Source organism: Microcella indica (assembly GCF_013414345.1).
Taxonomy (GTDB): Bacteria; Actinomycetota; Actinomycetes; order Actinomycetales; family Microbacteriaceae; genus Microcella; species Microcella indica.
This window is the reverse complement of record NZ_CP058670.1, coordinates 751221-768685: the sequence shown is the minus strand read 5'-3', so window position 1 is coordinate 768685 and position 17465 is coordinate 751221. Positions and strand designations below refer to the sequence as shown.

At 72.9% G+C, this 17465-nt stretch carries 13 protein-coding genes; 7 read left to right on the top strand and 6 right to left on the bottom strand.

The window, feature by feature from the left end:
- Positions 1-100: 100 nt before the first annotated feature.
- A complete protein-coding gene (locus HUJ41_RS03775; RefSeq protein ID WP_179873409.1) occupies positions 101-1519 on the top strand; it encodes a zinc-dependent metalloprotease in 1419 nt (472 codons plus the stop codon).
- Positions 1520-1587: 68 nt separating this feature from the next.
- Positions 1588-2409 carry a hypothetical protein gene (locus HUJ41_RS03770; protein WP_179873408.1) on the top strand — a complete coding sequence of 274 codons (822 nt, stop codon included), beginning with the start codon at positions 1588-1590 and terminating at the stop codon, positions 2407-2409.
- Here HUJ41_RS03770 and HUJ41_RS03765 read toward each other — a convergent pair.
- Positions 2381-4117: an ATP-dependent helicase gene (locus HUJ41_RS03765; RefSeq protein WP_179873407.1), complete on the bottom strand. Its 1737-nt coding sequence runs from the start codon at positions 4115-4117 to the stop codon at positions 2381-2383. The genes HUJ41_RS03770 and HUJ41_RS03765 overlap by 29 nt on opposite strands.
- Positions 4114-5058, bottom strand: a complete 945-nt coding sequence (gene nudC / locus HUJ41_RS03760; RefSeq protein ID WP_179873406.1) for an NAD(+) diphosphatase — start codon at positions 5056-5058, stop codon at positions 4114-4116. The genes HUJ41_RS03765 and nudC overlap by 4 nt, the downstream gene beginning before the upstream one ends.
- Before the next feature lie 75 nt (positions 5059-5133).
- Between nudC and HUJ41_RS03755 the strand changes: the two genes are divergently transcribed.
- Complete coding sequence (locus tag HUJ41_RS03755; protein WP_179873405.1) at positions 5134-6186, top strand: phosphotransferase; 1053 nt, start codon at positions 5134-5136, stop codon at positions 6184-6186.
- A 30-nt stretch (positions 6187-6216) separates the two neighbouring features.
- Here the strand turns inward: HUJ41_RS03755 and HUJ41_RS03750 are convergent, their stop codons facing one another.
- Together HUJ41_RS03750 and HUJ41_RS03745 are read right to left on the bottom strand one after the other, a co-directional pair.
- Positions 6217-9552 carry an ATP-dependent DNA helicase gene (locus HUJ41_RS03750; protein ID WP_179873404.1) on the bottom strand — a complete coding sequence of 1112 codons (3336 nt, stop codon included), beginning with the start codon at positions 9550-9552 and terminating at the stop codon, positions 6217-6219.
- Positions 9549-12890 (bottom strand): UrvD/REP family ATP-dependent DNA helicase, encoded by a 3342-nt coding sequence (locus HUJ41_RS03745; RefSeq protein ID WP_179873403.1) that lies wholly within the window; start codon positions 12888-12890, stop codon positions 9549-9551. Before HUJ41_RS03745 ends, HUJ41_RS03750 begins: the two co-directional genes overlap by 4 nt.
- A 104-nt stretch (positions 12891-12994) precedes the next feature.
- Between HUJ41_RS03745 and HUJ41_RS03740 the strand changes: the two genes are divergently transcribed.
- From HUJ41_RS03740 to HUJ41_RS03730, 3 genes are all read left to right on the top strand, one after another.
- A complete protein-coding gene (locus tag HUJ41_RS03740; protein ID WP_179873402.1) occupies positions 12995-13219 on the top strand; it encodes a DUF3107 domain-containing protein in 225 nt (74 codons plus the stop codon).
- A 9-nt stretch (positions 13220-13228) separates the two neighbouring features.
- Positions 13229-13528, top strand: coding sequence for a hypothetical protein (locus HUJ41_RS03735; RefSeq protein ID WP_179873401.1), 300 nt, complete (start codon positions 13229-13231; stop codon positions 13526-13528).
- Between the two features lie 132 nt (positions 13529-13660).
- Positions 13661-14821 (top strand): LPXTG cell wall anchor domain-containing protein, encoded by a 1161-nt coding sequence (locus HUJ41_RS03730; protein WP_179873400.1) that lies wholly within the window; start codon positions 13661-13663, stop codon positions 14819-14821.
- A 55-nt stretch (positions 14822-14876) separates the two neighbouring features.
- Here the strand turns inward: HUJ41_RS03730 and HUJ41_RS03725 are convergent, their stop codons facing one another.
- Both HUJ41_RS03725 and HUJ41_RS03720 read right to left on the bottom strand, forming a co-directional pair.
- Positions 14877-15191 (bottom strand): hypothetical protein, encoded by a 315-nt coding sequence (locus HUJ41_RS03725; RefSeq protein WP_179873399.1) that lies wholly within the window; start codon positions 15189-15191, stop codon positions 14877-14879.
- Positions 15191-15907, bottom strand: a complete 717-nt coding sequence (locus tag HUJ41_RS03720; protein ID WP_179873398.1) for a ferritin-like fold-containing protein — start codon at positions 15905-15907, stop codon at positions 15191-15193. Before HUJ41_RS03720 ends, HUJ41_RS03725 begins: the two co-directional genes overlap by 1 nt.
- Positions 15908-15996: 89 nt before the next feature.
- Here HUJ41_RS03720 and HUJ41_RS03715 point away from each other — a divergent pair, with 89 nt between their 5' ends.
- Positions 15997-17457, top strand: coding sequence for a DEAD/DEAH box helicase (locus HUJ41_RS03715; protein ID WP_179873397.1), 1461 nt, complete (start codon positions 15997-15999; stop codon positions 17455-17457).
- Positions 17458-17465: the final 8 nt, after the last annotated feature.

Below are 17465 nucleotides of genomic sequence, written 5' to 3'. Positions count from 1 at the left end.
CCCTCTTCTCACCGTGCCGATCCACGGCAGACTGCCGGGTCATTCCGCCCGGCGCGAACCTGATCGGTCGGCGCCAGACACTCGCACTAGCGTAGGGGCCATGGCTGAGGATCCCCTAGGCGGTGCGGAGGACGAGTTCCGCGAGATGATGCGCAAATTCCTCGCGGGCGAGGGCGATATCGACCCTTCGAAGCTCGCGGGTGCCGCAGGGCTGCCGACCGACCCGCTCATGGTCGCGCGCCTCATGGGCCAGCTGCAGCAGGCCATGAACTCGACCGGCGAGGGCATCAACTGGCAGCTCGCGCGCGACGAGGCCGGCCGCATCGCCGCCGAGGGCTCGCTGCGGCCCAACCAGACCCAGCTCGACGAGCTGCGCCAGGCGCTGCACCTCGCCGCGCTGTGGCTCGACGAGGCCACGAGCATCACGCAGCTCACGAGCGAGCCGAGCCTCACGACGCGCGCCGACTGGGCTCGGCTGACCCTGCCGGTGTGGACGCAGCTCGCCGAGCCCGTCGCGCTCTCGATCGCCGACTCGCTCACCGAGGTGCTCGATGATCAGGTGCCGGAGGAGCTCAAGAGCATGGTCGAGAACGCGGGCCAGATGATGCGCTCGCTCGGCGGCACGCTCTTCGCCCTCCAGCTCGGGCACGTGGTCGGCCAGCTATCGGCCGAGGTCGTCTCGGGCGGCGACATCGGCATCCCCCTCCTCCCGGGGCGCGAGGAGCACGACGTGCAAGCCTCCCTCCTGCCGCAGAACGTCGCCGCGTTCGGCGCCGACCTCGACATTCCCCACGACCAGGTGCAGCTCTACCTCGCGGTGCGCGAACTCGCGCACGCCCGCCTCTTCCGCCACGCCCGATGGCTGCGGCAGCACCTCATCAGCGCCATCACCGAGTATGCCCGGGGCATCCGCATCGACACCGAGCGCATCGAGTCGCTTGCGGCCGAATTCGACCCCGCGAACCCGGAGAGCCTGCGGGAGGCGCTCACGAGCGGCGCGCTCATCCCGCCGAAGTCGGATGCTCAGCTCGCCGCCCTCGCCCGCCTCGAGTCCACCCTCGCCCTCATCGAAGGCTGGGTCGATGTCGTCACCGCGCACGCGACGACCCGCATCCCCCGCGCCGATGCGGTCGCCGAGACCGTGCGACGCCGCCGCGCTTCCGGCGGACCGGCCGAGCGCGCCTTCGCGACCCTGGTGGGCCTCGAGCTGCGCCCGCGCCGACTGCGGGAGGCCGCGGCCTTCTGGCAGGCGATCACCGACGCCGTGGGCGCGACGCGCCGCGATGAGCTGTGGGCGCACCCCGACCTGCTGCCCTCGAGCGACGACATCGACGACCCGCAGCGCGTCATCGCGAGCCTCACGGGCGAGAGCGCCGAGCCCGACGACGTCGACCGCGCGCTGAGCGACCTGCTCGCCGACGACAGCAGCGATCGTCCGGTCGAGGGCAGTCCAGGCGAGGGCGCCTCCGGCGAGGAGCCGAGCGGCCCCGACGATGACGAGGACTCTCCCCGGGCCTAGCTCCTCGGCGAGTGCGGGCTGTGCAGAGTTGCCGCAGCGCGATCAGCCGCGCGCGCATCATGTGCGGCATGATCCTGCGACTCGACCCCTCCCGTCCCCTCGTGTGGCGCTCGCCCTTCAGTCTGCAGATCGGCGTCGACCCCGTCGCCGTCGTGCTCGACGAGGTCGACGACGGGGATGCGCGCATCATCGCGACGCTCGCGACGGGAGCCACGCGCACCGCTCTCGACCGCTCTGCCACCGCCGCGGGGGTACGGCCCGCGCGGGTCGACGAGCTCCTGCAGCGCCTCGAGCCTGCACTCCTGCGCGGCTCGCGCGCGATCACCGAGCCCCCGGAGCGCGTCGCCGTGCGCGGCGCGGTCGACGGTCGAGCAAGCATCGGCCGTGTGCTCGCCGAGGCCGGGTGCACGATCGTCGACGGCCCCGCGAGCGGTACCGCGCGCGCGCCCGCGGCGCAGGCCGCCGTGCTCGTGAGCCATCACGTCGCCGACCCGCTCGAGCACCTGACGTGGCTGCGGCGCGACATTCCGCATCTTCCGATCGTGTTCGGCGAGCGCGCCGTCACGATCGGCCCGCTCGTCGTGCCCGGCGTGAGCCCGTGCCTCGCGTGCCTCGAGCAGCAGCGCGCGGACGCCGACCCCGCGTGGCTCGCCATCGGCAGTCAGCTGTGGGGTCGACGGGCGGCCGCGGAGTCGGGCCTCACCGCGACGCTCGCGGCGCTCGAGGCGCTCACGATGCTGCGCGAGCTCGCGGCCGGGCGGGGAACGAGCGGCACGAGCATCCGCCTCGATGTCGCCGACGACTCGCGCACCGTCACGCAGTGGGCCGCCTCAGCGCGATGCGGATGCCGCGGGCTCGAGCTCAGCGCGCCCGCGAGCGGGACGCGCTGACGCCGGCGCCGCTCGGCGCCGCGGGAGCCCGCACCTCGTCGAGGAAGCGGCTCGGGGCACGCTCTGCTCGGGCGCTCGAGGCTCGCTTGCTCCACGAGAGCTCGAGGGCCCGCCGGGCGCGCGTGATGCCCACGTACAGCAGTCGACGCTCCTCGTCGACCGCCTCGAGCCCCTGCGCGAACGTGATCGGCACGAGCCCCTCGCTGAGCCCGGCGATGTACACGGCGTCCCACTCGAGTCCCTTCGCCGCGTGCAGGGTGGACAGGGTCACCGCCTGGCGCGTCGGCTCGTGCTGCTGCTGCTGGCGACGCTGCAGCTCGCGCGCGAAGTCGGCGAGGGTCGTGCCCGGCGGCGCCTCCTCCGCGAGACCGAGAAGGGCGTTGAGGCTCTCCCACGCGACCCGCTCGGCACCGCCGCCCTCCGGCGGGTCCTGCCGCCAGCCGAGACCGCGCAGCACGTCGCTCACGCTCTTGAACAGGGGCTCGTCGACGATCGAGATCGACGCGCCGCGCAGCAGCAGAATCGCCTGCTTGACCTCCTGCTGGTCGAAGAATCGGCTGTTGGCGCGCGACTGCACGGGCACCTCGAAGCGCCGCAGGGCCGCCTCGAGCGCGATCGACTGCGTGTTGATGCGGTACAGCACGGCGATCGACTCCGGCGGAGTGCCGTCGGCGATGCGCTGCGCGATCGACTGCGCGATGCTCGCCGCCTCCGCTGCGTCGTCGACGTGGGCGCTCACGCGCGGCGTCGGGCCCGACTGCCCGCCCTCCGTGGCGGCGTGCAGCGTGAGGGCTCCAGGGCGGCCGCGCATGAGCCGGTTGGCGAGCGTGACGATGGGCGCGCTCGACCGGTAGTTGTCTTCGAGCCGCACGACGCGCGCCTCCGGGTACTCGCTGCCGAAGCGCACGAGGTAGTCGCTCGTCGCACCCGCGAAGGAGTAGATCGTCTGGGAGGCATCGCCGACGACGCACAGCTCGCGCCGTCCGCCGAGCCACAGGGCGAGCAGGTCGTGCTGCAGCGGCGAGACATCCTGGTACTCGTCGACGACGAAGAAGCGGTACTGCTCGCGCACCTGCTCGGCGACGCGCGGCTCGTTCTCGATCATGCCCGCCGTCGCGAGCAGCACATCCTCGAAGTCGATCTGCTTGCGCTCGTCCTTGAGGTCCTCATAGCGCTGGTGCAGGGCGACCATCGCGTCGACGCTCAGCTGCGCGGGGAGCGCGCGCGAGTGGGCGACGCGCGCGTACTCCTCGAGCCGCAGGCGCGAGACCTTGCGCCACTCGATCTCGGCGGCGGTGTCCCGCAGCGCCGCCGTATCCAGGCGCAGCTTGAGCGCACTCGCGGCATGGCCGATGAGGGCCCCCTTGCCGTCGAGGATGCGCGGCGGGCTGCCGCCCGCCACGACGGGCCAGAAGTAGTGCAGCTGACGCAGGGCCGCGGAGTGGAAGGTGCGTGCTTGCACGCCATCCGCCCCCAGGGCGCGCAGGCGGCCCAGCAGCTCACCCGCCGCGCGCGTGGTGAAGGTGAGCGCCATGACGCGCTGCGGGTCGTAGGTGCCCGTCGCGACGCCGTATGCGATGCGGTGCGTGATCGCGCGCGTCTTGCCCGTGCCCGCACCGGCGAGCACGCACAGCGGTCCGCGCAGCGTCTCGGCGACCTCCTTCTGCCGCTCGTCGAGACCCGCGAGCAGCCGGTCGGGATCGCTCACGAATCCTCGAGCGGGCCGCCGAACCAGTCCTCGATGATCGCGCGCGCGATCGAGGTGCGGCCCGGCAGCAGGATCGAGTCGAGGCCCGCGGCGAGGTCGTCGCGGCTGAACCAGCGCAGGTCGAGAATCTCGGTTCCGTCGGGGCGCAGGAGGTTCTCGGCGTCCGCGTCGAGCGTCGCGCGGAATCCGAGCATGAGCGAGGCGGGGAACGGCCACGGCTGCGAGCCGACGTACTGCGGGTCGACGATGCGCAGGCCCGTCTCCTCGAACACCTCGCGCACGACGGCGGCCTCGAGCGACTCCCCCGGCTCGACGAACCCTGCCAGGAGCGAGAAACGGTTCGACTCCCACAGCGCATTGCTGCCGAGCACGAGGCGATCCTGCGCGTCGGTGATGCCGACGATGATCGCGGCGTCGGTGCGGGGGAACATCTCCATGCCGTCCTCATCATCGATGCGCACCCAGCCGCCCTTCGCCGGAGTGGTCGAGTGCCCGGTGCGCGGCGAGAACCGGTGAGTCTCATGCCAGTTGGCGATACCGAGCGCCTCGATCGCGAGGCCGGCGTCACGATCGCCGAGACGGTGGCCGAGCGTGCGCGGGCTGCGCCAGCGGGCGATGTCGACGTCGAGCGCCTTCGCGGACTCGTCGTCGAACACCGCGGCGACGATGGGCGAGCCGGCGGGCAGCGCCGGGTCGACGTCGAGTGCGCGACCCAGGTAGATGCGCAGCAGTCCCGCGGGCACGGCATCGGTCGTGAGGTACTCGAGCGCGGGGGCCTCATCGTCGTCGGCGATGAGCACTTCGCCCCGCCACAGGGCGATGACGCGCGTGCGAGGGTCCTCCGCGAGCTCCTCGAACAGGCGAGGCCGCTCCCGCGTCAGGTGGTCGCGGTCGATGCGGTAGCGCGACAGCGGCAACTGAGCGGTGAGTGATCGATGCATGGTGAGCCCTCTTCTTGACCGGGCGCACTGCGTGGCGCGGGCCGTCGAGCACGCGCCTCGACCTACTCTGTCGGTATGGCCCGTTCGCCCCTCACTCTAGCCGCGCTCGCGACGGCCGCCGTGCCCGGGCTCGAGGTCGCGGGAGCCGCGGCGCTCGGTTCGCAGGGGCGGGGCGACGTCGACTCCGCACTGCTGTCGACACGAGACGGGCGCTCGCTCGTGATTCGCGTTCCGCGCACACCGGCCGCCGAGAACGAGCAGTCCGCCGACCTCGTCGCGCTGCGCGCACTGAGCGACGGCGTACGGTCGCGGCTGCCCTTCGCGGTGCCCCGGATGCTCGGCCAGGCCCCCGTCGACGGAACCCGCGCCCTCGTCTCCGAGTTCGTGGCCGGCACGCCGCTCGCCCTCGAGGGCATCACCCCCGGCATCGCCGCGTCGATCGGTCACGCGATCGCGGCGATCCACGGCCTGCCGACGAGCGTCGTCGCCGACGTGGGACTTCCGCAGCGCCGCCCGACCGACGTCGTGCGCGACGCCGTCGTCACGATGGATCGCGCCGCGGCGACCGGGCTCGTGCCGGCGGCGTTGCTCGCCCGCTGGGAGGCCGCGGCGGAGGACTCCACGCTGTGGCAGTTCACCCCGGCCGTCATCAACGGCTCGCTGGGGGCATCCTCGTTCCTCACCGTCGGCGAGACCGTCACGGGCGTGCTCGGCTGGTCGCACCTGCAGGTCGGCGACCCGGCACGCGACCTGTTCTGGCTGCTCGGGGCGAGCGACCCGGTCGTCGCCGAGAGCGGCCTCGACGCCTACCACCAGGCGCGCGGGATGCACGACCGCCAGGTCGGCCGCCGTGCCGTGTTCGCCGCCGAGCTCGAGGTGGCGCGCTGGCTTCTTCACGGCACCGAGCAGCGCTCGACAGAGATCGTCGACGACGCCGTCGAGATGCTCGGCGCTCTGCTCGACCGCGTGCAGGGCGACGTCATGAACCCGCTGACCCCCGAGCCGTCGCGCAGCGCGACGCTCATCGACGCGATCGAGCTCAGCGAGTCGACGCCGCCCGGCCCGCCGTTGGGGGACTCGCACGCCGAACCGGGCTGGTCGGGCCCGCGGCACCCGAGCTCGCCGTAAACCGAGCAGCGGCAGACTCAGCCATTCGCCTCACGGCGGGGTGAGCGCGGCGGCCCACAGAGCGGCGAGCTCGACCTCGTCTGGCAGTGTCTCCGGCCGCAGCACGGCGTCGTCGGCGACGAAGTAGAACGCGGCACTGACGTCGTCGAGAGGTCGCCCGCTCCAGCGGGCGTAGGCGAGCCGGTAGAGGGCCAGCTGCAGCTCCTTCGCGCGGCGGTCGTCGTCGTCGCGGGGAGCGCGCCCGGTCTTCCAGTCGACGATCTCGACGCCCTCGCGCCCGTCGGGCAGCGTCGTCGCGTAGACGGCGTCGATCTTGCAGACGAGGATGCGCCCCGCGAAGGGCACGTGCAGCTCGCGCTCCACGTCGAGCGGTTGGCGGGTGGCCCACGGCGAGCTCTCGAAGGTGCGCTGCAGTGCGGCGAGCGCGGCCTCGTCGACGTCCTCCCCCGGCCCGTCGTCGCTCTCTCCCCCGAAGGGCAGGGCCAGGCCGTCGACGGTGTCGGGCAGCGCGGCGAGGCCGTAGCGCTGCTCGACCCAGCGGTGGAAGACCGTGCCGAGCCGCGTCTGACGGTAGGGGCGTTGCGGTACGGGGCGGCGCAGCCGCTCGGCCGAGCCGGCGGGGTCGCCGACGAAGTCCTTGAACGCCGAGGCGGGCACGCGCAGGGGCACGGGCACGAGGTCGGCGCGGCGGCGGCGCTCGTCGCGCTCGGCGAGCAGCAGGTCGACGTCGGCGTGCCAGCCGTAGGGGTCGGTGCCGGGTCGAGCGCGGGCATCCTCGTACCGGCTCGCGTCGACGGCGCGCACGCGCTGCGCGGCCGCCTCGAGCTCGCCGCGTCGCCGACCGAGCGGGTCGCCTGGCCACCACGCGGCGGTGTCGTCGTCCGGCGGGCGGGGGTTCTCCTCATGCTCGCTCTGCTCGGGCCACGGGGGCAGGATGCTCCGCTCGGCGAGGGGACGGAAGAAGCTGCTCGGCCCGCGCGGCTGGGTTTGGCTCGCCCACCACGATCCGCTCAGCAGCAGGCGGTGCCGCGCGCGCGTGACGGCGACGTAGGCGAGCCGTCGCTCCTCCCGCTCGTGGTGGGCGGCGACCTCCGACTGGAAGTCCTTCACCGCGTCGAGCAGCTCTTTGCGGTCGGCGGCGCCGCGCCAAGCGAGCTGCGGCAGCTCGGCGGCGTCGCCCCGCAGCTCGTAGGGAAGCACGCCGAGGCTCAGCCAGCCCTTTGTGCCGTCGCGCGGGCGCGCGGGAAGCTCGCCGTCGACGCAGCGCGGCACGGCGACGTGATCCCACTCGAGCCCTTTCGCGCCGTGGATGGTGAGTACCTGCACGGTGCCGGGCTCGGGGTCTTCGGAGCGCGGCGAGAGGTTGTCACGCCACTCGGCCTCCCGCAGCCAGGAGAGGAAGCCCCCGAGCGTCGCGTGGTCGGCAAGGCTGAGGTAGCTGTCGAGGGCGTCGAGGAAGGCAGTGCGGGGAGCGTCCCCGAGCACGCGGTACGGGTTCGCGGCGACCTCGATGTCGAGCTGCAGCTCGTGCTCGACCGCGACGACGAGGTCCGGCAGCGCGAGCGAGCTGCGCCCGCGCAGGGTGGCGAGCACCCGGCCGGCCTCGCGCAGCCGGGCGAGGCCGGCTGCGCTGAAGCGGCGCAGCTGCCCGTGGTCCTCGCGCGCGGTGGCGACGAAGTCGAGTGCGTCGACGAGCGAGACGCCGTCGCCCGCGGCGACGGAGGCCCGCAGCGCCTCGATGACCTCGGGGGCGAGGGGGCGCTGGGCGAGGTCGCGGTCGCGCAGCCAGCTCGCGACACGGGAGAGCGCGTGCAGGTCGGCGACGCCGATGCGCCAGCGCGGGCCCGCGAGCAGGCGCACGAGCTCGGTGCCCGCGCTCGGGTCGTGCAGCACGGCGAGGGCGCACACGAGGTCGCTGATCTCGGGCTCCTCGAGCAGACCGCCGATGCCGAGTACGTGGAACGGCACCCCCGCCTCCCGCAGGGCGGCGAGAAAGACGGGCTGGGTCGTGCGGTTGCGCATGACGAGCGCGGCACTGGGTCGCAGCGGCCGGCCGTGATCGTCGGTCGCGCCAGACGCGGCTCCCGCGACGGGCTCTCCCAGACGCTGGGCGAGCCATGCCGCGACGGCGGCGGCCTCCTCGTGCAGCTGCTCCTCGAAGACTGTCTCGACGGCGTGCGCGCTCGCGCTCGGACCGCTCTCGAGTCGCGCGACGGCGACGCTGCCCGACGTCGTGAGGGGCTCCACGAGCGCGTTGGCGACGTCGAGGATGCGCTCGCCGTTGCGCCAGCTCACGCTCAATGAGTAGCGAGCGACCGGCTCCCCCGCACCACTTTCAGCGGCAGCACCGCGGAACCGCGTCGCGAAGTCGTCGAGCCCCGCCGCGCTCGCGCCGCGCCAGCCGTAGATCGACTGGTGAGGGTCGCCCACGGCCATGACCGGGGTGCCCCCGAACAGCTCGGCGAGCAGCCAGGTCTGCGCGACGTTGGTGTCCTGGTACTCGTCGAGCAGGACGACGCGGTACCGCGCGCGGATGCCCGCCGCGACCTCGGTGTGAGCGCGCACGATCTGCAGGGCGAGCGTCACCTGGTCGGAGAACGCCACGTATCCCTCGCGCTGCTTGGCCAGCTCGAAACGCTCGACGAGGTCGCTGAGCGGCAGGGTCGCCTCGAGGGTCGTCGCGAGTCGGTCGACGTCGGCGCGCGCGTGCCGGTCGGGGCTCGGCAGGTCGCGCATGCGCACGAGCTCGACGATGAGGGCCCGCAGGTCGTCGACGGTCGCGTGGTGCTCAGCGAGGCCGTGGGCGAGGCGCAGCACGGCCTCGGTCGCGGAGTCGACGGAGAGGTCGAGGTCGGCGAGCCGGGCATCCGTCGCGGAGGCGACGATGTCGCGTGCGAGCTGCCACGCGCCCGCCTCGCCGAGCACGACGCCGTCGGGGTCGCGGCCGATGAGCACCGCGTGGTCGCGGTACAGGCTCGAGGCGAAGGAGTTGTAGGTCGACACGGTCGGCTGCGTGAAGGCATCCACGAGGGGGCCGCCGTCGGGGCCGGGCGGCAGCAGACCGCTCGCGCCGAGGGCGATGAGGCGGGAGCGGATGCGCGCGGCGAGCTCCCCCGCCGCCTTGCGGGTGAAGGTGAGCCCCAGTACGCCCTCGGGTGCGACGTGCCCATTGGCGACGAGCCACAGCACCCGCGCGGCCATCGTCTCGGTCTTGCCCGAGCCGGCCCCCGCGACGACGAGAGCCGGGCCGAGCGGTGCCTCGATGACGGCGCGCTGCTCGTCGGTGGGCCGGTAGATGCCGAGCGCATCGGCGATCGCATCTGCACTGAGGGAACCACCGCTGATCGTGGCGCGCGCGCCGCTCACGAGTCGTCCCCCGTGACGGGCGGCACGCGGTGCACGCGGTGCGCGAGAGACCCGTAGTCGTAGCGCCCGACCGTGCGGGGCCCCGCGAGCTGATCGACGGTGATGGCCGCAAGGGCGAGGCGCAACCGCTCGCGGAACGCCTCGAGCGCCTCGTCGTCGAGCACGGCCTGCACGGCTTCGCGGTAGGACTGGTCGCCCTTGCCCTCGCGCACGTAGAGCAGCACGGCTCCGCCCGCGGTCACGGGTGCCGCGGGGTCGAGCGCCCCGCGGTCGCGCAGGGGCCGTAGCGCCTCCTCGAGCGCGTCGTCGAAGGCGCCGTCCGCGAAGGCGAGCTGGTACGCACCCAGCTGAGCGTTCGCGGCGACCTTGGCGGCGTTCGTCTCGGGCCGGCCCGTCTTGAGGTCGATGATGCGCAGCGCGCCGTCGGCGCCGACCTCCATGCGGTCGACGATGCCGCGCACCTGCACGCGGTCGACCTGCACGGTGAAGCGCTGCTCGGCGGCGACGGCCGCGCGGCCGTCGCCAGCGGCATCCCGCAGGTAATCGGCGAGACCGACGGCGTAGCGGCGCGCGAGGCGGCGCTGCTGCTCGGCGAGCCACGGCGATTCGAAGCTCAGCTCGCTCCACCGCGCCTCGATCGCCGCCCACACCTCCTCGACGCCCACTGCGGGCGGGGCAGCGGGGTCGAGAACGTCGGCGCTGAGTGATTCGAGAGCCCAGTGCACGATCGTGCCGATGCCCATCGCGGGGGTGCTCTCGCCCGGCGCGATCGTGTCGAGGAACCAGTCGAGGGGCGAGCGCTCGATGCTCTCGATCTTGCTCGGCGACAGCCCGACGGTCTCCTCCTCGACGAACAGCGGCGCCTCGGTGGAGACATCGAGCAGGCCCCACCACTCGTCCGGGTCGGCGCCGGGCACGCGCTCGGCGGCGAGGCGCGCGAGCGCCGTCGCGGCCTCCGCCCGCCGGTCGTGGCTCTCGCGGGGGTCGGTGAGCACACGGCGCAACTGGCCGACGGTGCGGCGCAACGAGCGGGCGCGGATGACGCGGCGCGGCGGCGCCGCGTACTGTGCCCCCTCGCGGCGCGAGGGCGCCGCACCGGCCGTGCCGGACCTGCCGGTGTCGCCCTCCCTCAGTGCACGCTCGCGTTCGGCCACGATCTCGTGCAGGGCGCTCGGCTGCTCGTCCTCTCCCGCGCTCGCGGTGACGACCACCTGGCGGCGAGCGCGGGAGATCGCGAGGGAGAACATGCGCAGCTCGTCCTCGAGCACGAGACGCCGCTCGTCGAGGTCGCCCGTGGGCAGGCCGCGCGCGACGCGGCTGAGCAGGGGCGCGTGCAGGAGGCTGCCGCGCAGGCGCAGATCGGGCCATACCCCGTCGAGCACGTTCGCGACGACGACGACGTCGACCTCGAGGCCGGCCGCCGCGGAGGGGGACGTGACGAGTACCGCCTCGGTCGTGCGGGCGGGTGCGAGGATGTCGTCGGCGACGTCGCTGTCGAGCACGCCGGTGAGGAACGTCTCGACGGTCGCCTCTGGCACCGTGTCGACGATGACGGTCGCCGTCGTGAAGACGGCGACGACGGCGTCGAGCGCACGATCGGCCTCGCCCCCGGTCGTGCCGCCCGCGACGGCGTCACGCTGCCAGCGCTCGACGACGCGTGCGTCGTCCCACGCGATCCACAGCAGCTCGTCGACGGTCGCGCCCTCCGCATGCCGCTCGGCGATGCGGGCGAGCGTACGAGCGAGTCTGGCGGCGCGGCGTGCGACCCGGTGATCGATGGTCGCGAGCCGATCGGGCGCCGAGAGCGCGTCGACGAGCAGCTCGTCGGCCGTGCGCGCGCCGTCACCGGCGAGCTCCTCGGCGCGCAACGCACGCCGCAGTCGGCGCAGGTCGACGCGGTCGAGGCCGCCGAGCGGCCCGAGCAGCAGCTCGGTCGCGGCCTCCGCCGTGAGCGGCGCACGCCCCACGCCGAGGTCGACGTGGCGGATGAGGGCGCGGGCGGCGGGATGCTCGCGCAGCGGTCGCCCGGGAGCGATGCTGCGCACGGGCACCTCGGCCAGGGCGAGCGCGCGCACGAGCGGTGGCACGAGAGCCCCGCTGCGCACGATGACGGCCATGCGCGACCACGGCACCCCGTCGATGAGGTGGCGCTCGCGCAGCACATCGGCGATGAGGGTGCGCTCGCGCGCGGGGCTCGAGGCCATGAGTGCGAGCAGGGGGCCGCCGAGCTCGGGCGCCTCGGCCTCCGCGCCGCTGTGCTCGTCACCGCTGTGCTCGTCACCGCTGGGCCCGACGCTGTGCCCCGGCCGTGCGCGACGCTGCGCACCGGCCGCCGCCGCACCGATACGGCTCGTGAGCTGCGACGTGAGGGCGCGCAGCGTGGGGCTCTGCCGGTGCGCCGTCTCCAGCACGAGGGTGGGAAGGCCCGCGAGTCGCGTGAGGGATTCCGGCTCGGCCCCGCGGAAGGTGTTGGTCGCGACGTCCGGATCGCCGAGCGCGATGACGGTCGCACCGCGAGCGGCGAGCGCCGCGAGCAGGTCGAAGCCGCTCGGGGTCGCGTCGTGGGCGTCGTCGAGGATGACGAGCGACGGCGTTTCGGGCGCCGCCGGGTGCGGGTCGGCGAGCAGACCGACCGCGGCCCGCACGAGCTCCGCCGGGTCCTGCTGCCCGAGTCGCGCCCCGCCGAGGCTGTCGCGGTACTCATCGGCGAAGTCGGCGACCGCGGCCCACTCCGGCCGATCGAGCCGTGCCGCCGCCGCCCGCAGGTCGTCGGTGCTCCAGCCGTGCTCCGACAGCCGGGCGAGCACGTCGCGCAGCTCGGTGCGGAAGGCCGTGAGCTGCCGCACCTCCGGCCCCAGGTGCTCGGGCCACGCGGGCCCGGGCGACGCGACCTCGCCCAGCACGGCCTCGAGCGCGCTGCGGTCGAGCAGCTCGGCGATGTCGGAGTCTTGATCGGCACCGCTGAGCAGCCGCGGCTCTGCTGTGCCCGTGAGTCGAGCATCCGCCTGCACGACGCCGAACGCGTACGAGGCGATCGAGCGCGCGAGCGGGCCGGGCAGCACCGAGGCGGGGCCCGCGAGGCGCAGGGCGAGGCGGTCGCGCAGCGCCGTCGCGCTGCGCCGTGACGGCGTCAGCACGAGCACGCGCTGCGGGTCGAGGCCGTCGACCTCGATCGCGCGGGAGACGAGCTCCACGACGGTCGCCGTCTTGCCCGTGCCGGGCGCCCCGAGCACGACAGCGCCGGGCCCGCGCCGGGCATCCAGTACCGCCTCCTGCGAGGCGTCCAGCGAGACCGGATGCGCGAGCTGCGCGGGAGGCGCGGCATCGAGGGCGGTCATGGCTCCACGCTACTGGCGGGGTCGGACACCGTCGGGCGCGGTCTGCACTGCGCCCACAGTGAACGCGGCCGCCGCCGGCAGAGCGAAAAGGTACGCTGACGGACGTGGACATTCGCATCGGAATTCTCAACAGCCCCCGCGAGCTCTCGTTCGAGTCGTCGCAGCCCGCCGCCGACATCCAGAAGGCCGTGACCGCGGCGATCGAGAAGGGCGCGCCCCTCCTCGAGTTGACCGACGACAAGGGCAAGCACTACCTCGTGCCGACGAGCGCGATCGGCTACGTCGAGATCGGCTCAGACTCCGCCCGCCGCGTCGGCTTCGTCGGCTAGGAGCGCACCGTGGAGCTGCTCTTCGTCACCGTCATCGGCGCGTCGATCTCGCTCGGCGTGCGCTACCTCGTCCCCGGACGGCAGACGCACGGCGCCCTCCTCGTGCCCGCCGTCGGCGCCGCCGCGACGGCCGCCGTGTGGGCGATCTGCGTGTGGCTCGGGCTGACCTTCGACGGCGGCTGGATCTGGGTCATCGCGCTCGTGCTCGGCCCGCTCGCCTCGCTCGCCGTCGCGCTCGCACTGCCGAAGCGCCGCGAGAACGCCGACGCCGAGCTGCTCGAGCGGCTCATGAAGCCCACCGCCGTCTGACGGATGCTGCGAGCCGGCCTGCCGTCTCGAGAATCTCTGCGATGACGTGCTCGTTGTGCGCACCCTGAACCACTAGAGTCGAATCAGCTACGCGAACTGCTTCCCCCACCCCTTCTCCTCATCGGAGCCATCATGCGCGCTCGACTCCCCCTCTCTGCCCTCGGCCTCGCCCTGGTGGCGACGCTCGTCGTCGCCACGCCCGCCACGGCCGCGCCGTTCTCAGGCGGCGACATCACGGTGGGCGACACCCTTTGGAACGTCGAGTACTTCGAAGCGGGTGAGCCGCCGGAACTCGACGAAGCGACGCGCGACGACTGGGACGGCGGCGACTACTCGTTCGACGCGGGCCTCCAGCCGATCTACCTGGCCAACGACGCCACGGGGCCGAGCGACTTCGACTTCGCGGAGTGCGCCGCGGACGGCGACCTCTCCACGGCGACAGACAGCACGGGCGACGAGATCGCGACGTGCGCCCTCGAGCCCCTCCTGACCGGCGACGGCACACTCGACGCGACCTACGAGCTCCGCTTCTTCAGCGACGGCGCGACCGTGCGGGCGCGCATCACCGTCACGAACACAACCGGCGACACCATCAGCGGCGCCGAAGTGGGCTTCCGCGACAACTACTACCAGGACGATGACACCCGCCTCGGCGCGTCGACCACCGCCGGCCACCCTGCTGACGCCACCGACACCGTCGTGGACGGCGACCTGCTCTGGGTCATCTACGACATCATCGACGAGGACAGCTACGAGGTTCCGGTCATCCTGACCGCAGCCGGCACCACCGACGCTGCAGTCGCGCCCAGGATCGCTGATGCGGCGGGAGACGAAAACGACACGCAGGCGACCCTGTACCCCTTGCCCGACATTGCGCCGGGCGACACCGTCGAGGTCGTGCAGTTCTACGTCTGGAACTTCTTCGCCTTCGACCCCGAGCAAGTGCCCGTCGACGCCCCCGCCAGCACGGACGAGAGCCTGCGGGCGACCGAGGATGTTGTGACTGACGAGGGCTTCAGCAAGACCGCCTTCCTCGAGCCCGCCGCCCTCTTCGTGCCCTCCGCTCTCGCCGCGGTCGAAGAGTCGTGGGATGCGCGCGACCGCTTCGACACGCTCAGCGCCCGCGATGCGGCCGGAATCACCGACCCGAGTGCCGTGCTGAACTGGAACCCCGCCGCCGAGCCTGAACTTGCCGACACGGGAGCGGGCGACACGCTGCCTCTCGCCGCCCTCGCGGGCCTGCTGCTCCTCGCCGGAGCCGGCGTCATCGCTCTGCGTCGACGCGCAGTCTGAGCGTGATCGCCGGGGCGCTGCGGCGCCCCGGCTCCCGCTCGCGATCGCGCGAAAGCTAGAAGAGGGCGGGCAGCGACAGCACGCCGAGCACTGTGGCGATGATCGTCACGACGAGCAGCACGATCGAGCGGTCCTTGCGTCGCGCGATCGCGATCCAGCCCATGATGGCGGCGATCACGAGCGCGATCGTCGCGGCGGCGTTGAGCGTCACGTAGATAATCGCGCCGACCGTGCCGAGCGGGTTCACGAGGACGGGAGCGAGGAACGGGATGATCGCGCCCGCCGCGATCGCGACGATCGCGAGGATGCCCGAGCGGCGCCCGAGCTCCGTCTCCGGCATCTGCGGCCGAGGTCCGTCGTTGTACGCCATTAGGCCGTGAGCCCCAAGCGGTCCATGCGGCGCGTGTGCGCGGCGATGAGCTCGGTGAAGACCGGCTCGATCTGCGCCTCCTCGCGGGCGTGGTCGCCGTGGAAGACGAGAGCCGAGCGGGCCTGCAGCATCGTGTCGCCGACGAGGCGGCGGCACCACAGCGCGAGCCGCGACGACAACCGCGGGTTCGCGGCGATCTGACCCTCGATGATGCGGTGCATCGGCGACTGCAGGTCTCCCTCGCTCAAGGCCGCCTGCACCGCCTCCCGCGTGGGGCTCGGCAGACCGCCGGCGAGGCGCATCCAGAAGTCGGTGAGGAAGCCGATCGTGACGTGCGCGCTCGCGACCTGCTCATGCCAGTCGGCGCCCTGCGTACGCCGCTCGAACTCCTCCACGCCCAGCAGGTGCGGCTCCATGACGTCGGTGCGGTCGAGCTTGTGCCGCTCGAACTCGGCGACGAGAGCCAGGTAGCGGCGCAGCGAGATGTCGCACACGCGCGCCAGCGCGTCCTTGTCGGCGATGCGCGGCGCGTTCGCGGTCGCGTGGCTGAGCGCCTCGAAGAACGTCATATGCAGTGCGGCGCATTGACCGAGGAAGTGCTCGACGGGCGGGGTGAGCTCGGCCAGATCGACGCGCAGGGCGGCGACAGCGGCGTCCCGCGGGGTGAGGGAAGGAGCCTCAGCGCGCGGGCGGGAACGTCTAAACCACGGTGCCACCCGCTCAGCCTAAGCGATGCCCACGACCGCCCGGCCTCGTGGCGGCTAAACTGGTGCCACTCATCTATATAGACAGGCGATACACCCACGTGACTTTCTCCGACCTGGGCATCGAGACCGACATGGTCGAAGCCCTCGCAAGCAAGGGCATCATCGAGCCCTTCCCCATCCAGACCCAGACGATCCCCCTCGCGCTCAGCGGGCAGGACATCATCGGCCAGGCCAAGACCGGTACAGGCAAGACCTTCGGTTTCGGGCTTCCGCTCATCCAGCACCTCGGCCTGCACCCCGAGCCGGGCGTCAAGGCGCTCGTCGTCGTGCCCACGCGCGAGCTCTGCGTGCAGGTGACGCAAGACCTCGAGCTCGCCTCCGCCAACCGCGACGTCAAGATCGTCTCCATCTACGGCGGCAAGGCCTACGAGGGCCAGATCGAGCAGATCAAGGCGGGCGCGCAGATCGTCGTCGGCACTCCAGGCCGCCTGCTCGACCTCGCGAGCCAGCGGCTGCTGTCGCTCGCCGACGTGCAGGTCATGGTGCTCGACGAGGCCGACAAGATGCTCGACCTGGGCTTCCTCGGCGACATCGAGAAGCTCTTCGCGCAGACCAAGCCCACGCGTCACACCATGCTGTTCTCGGCCACCATGCCGGGCCCCATCGTCGCCTTGGCGCGCCGGTTCATGACGCGGCCGATTCATATTCGCGCGACCGACCCCGACGAGGGCCTGTGGCAGTCGAACATCAAGCACATCGTCTACCGGGCGCACGCGCTCGACAAGGATGAGGTCATCGGCCGCATCCTGCAGTCCGAGGGGCGCGGCAAGACCGTCGTCTTCACGCGCACCAAGCGCGCCGCGGCGAAGATCGTCGAAGAGCTCAACGACCGCGGCTTCAGCGCGGGCGCCGTGCACGGCGACATGACGCAGGAGGCGCGCGAGCGCTCCATGGCCGCGTTCAAGGCCGGCAAGAAGGACATCCTCATCGCGACGGATGTCGCCGCGCGCGGCATCGACGTCAACGACGTCACGCACGTCATCAACCACACCGTGCCCGACGACCACGACGCCTACCTGCACCGCGTGGGCCGCACCGGCCGCGCGGGCAAGACCGGCATCGCCGTGACCTTCGTCGACTGGGCCGACATGCACAAGTGGGCGCTCATCAACCGCGCCCTCGACATGGGCCAGCCCGACCCGGTCGAGACGTACTCCTCGTCGCCCCACCTCTACGCCGACCTCAACATTCCCGAGGGCTCGAAGGGCCGCCTCAAGGCGACCCCCATCCCCCGCGTCGAGCGCGAGGCCTCGCGGCCTCCGCGCGAGCGCAGCCGGCGCAGCGGTGGTGGCGGTGGCGGCGAGGGTCGCGGCGGCCAGGGTGGCGGGGAGCAGCGTGGCGGCGAGCGCTCCGGCGGCGGCCGCAATGCTGGTGCGTCCGAGGGCTCGAGCGCAGCATCCTCGTCGGGCGAGGGTGGTGCCCCGCGTCGGCGCCGTCGTCGTCGCAGCGGCGGAGGCGGCGGTCAGAATTCGGGCGGGAATACCGCCGCGAACTCCTAGGTTGACCT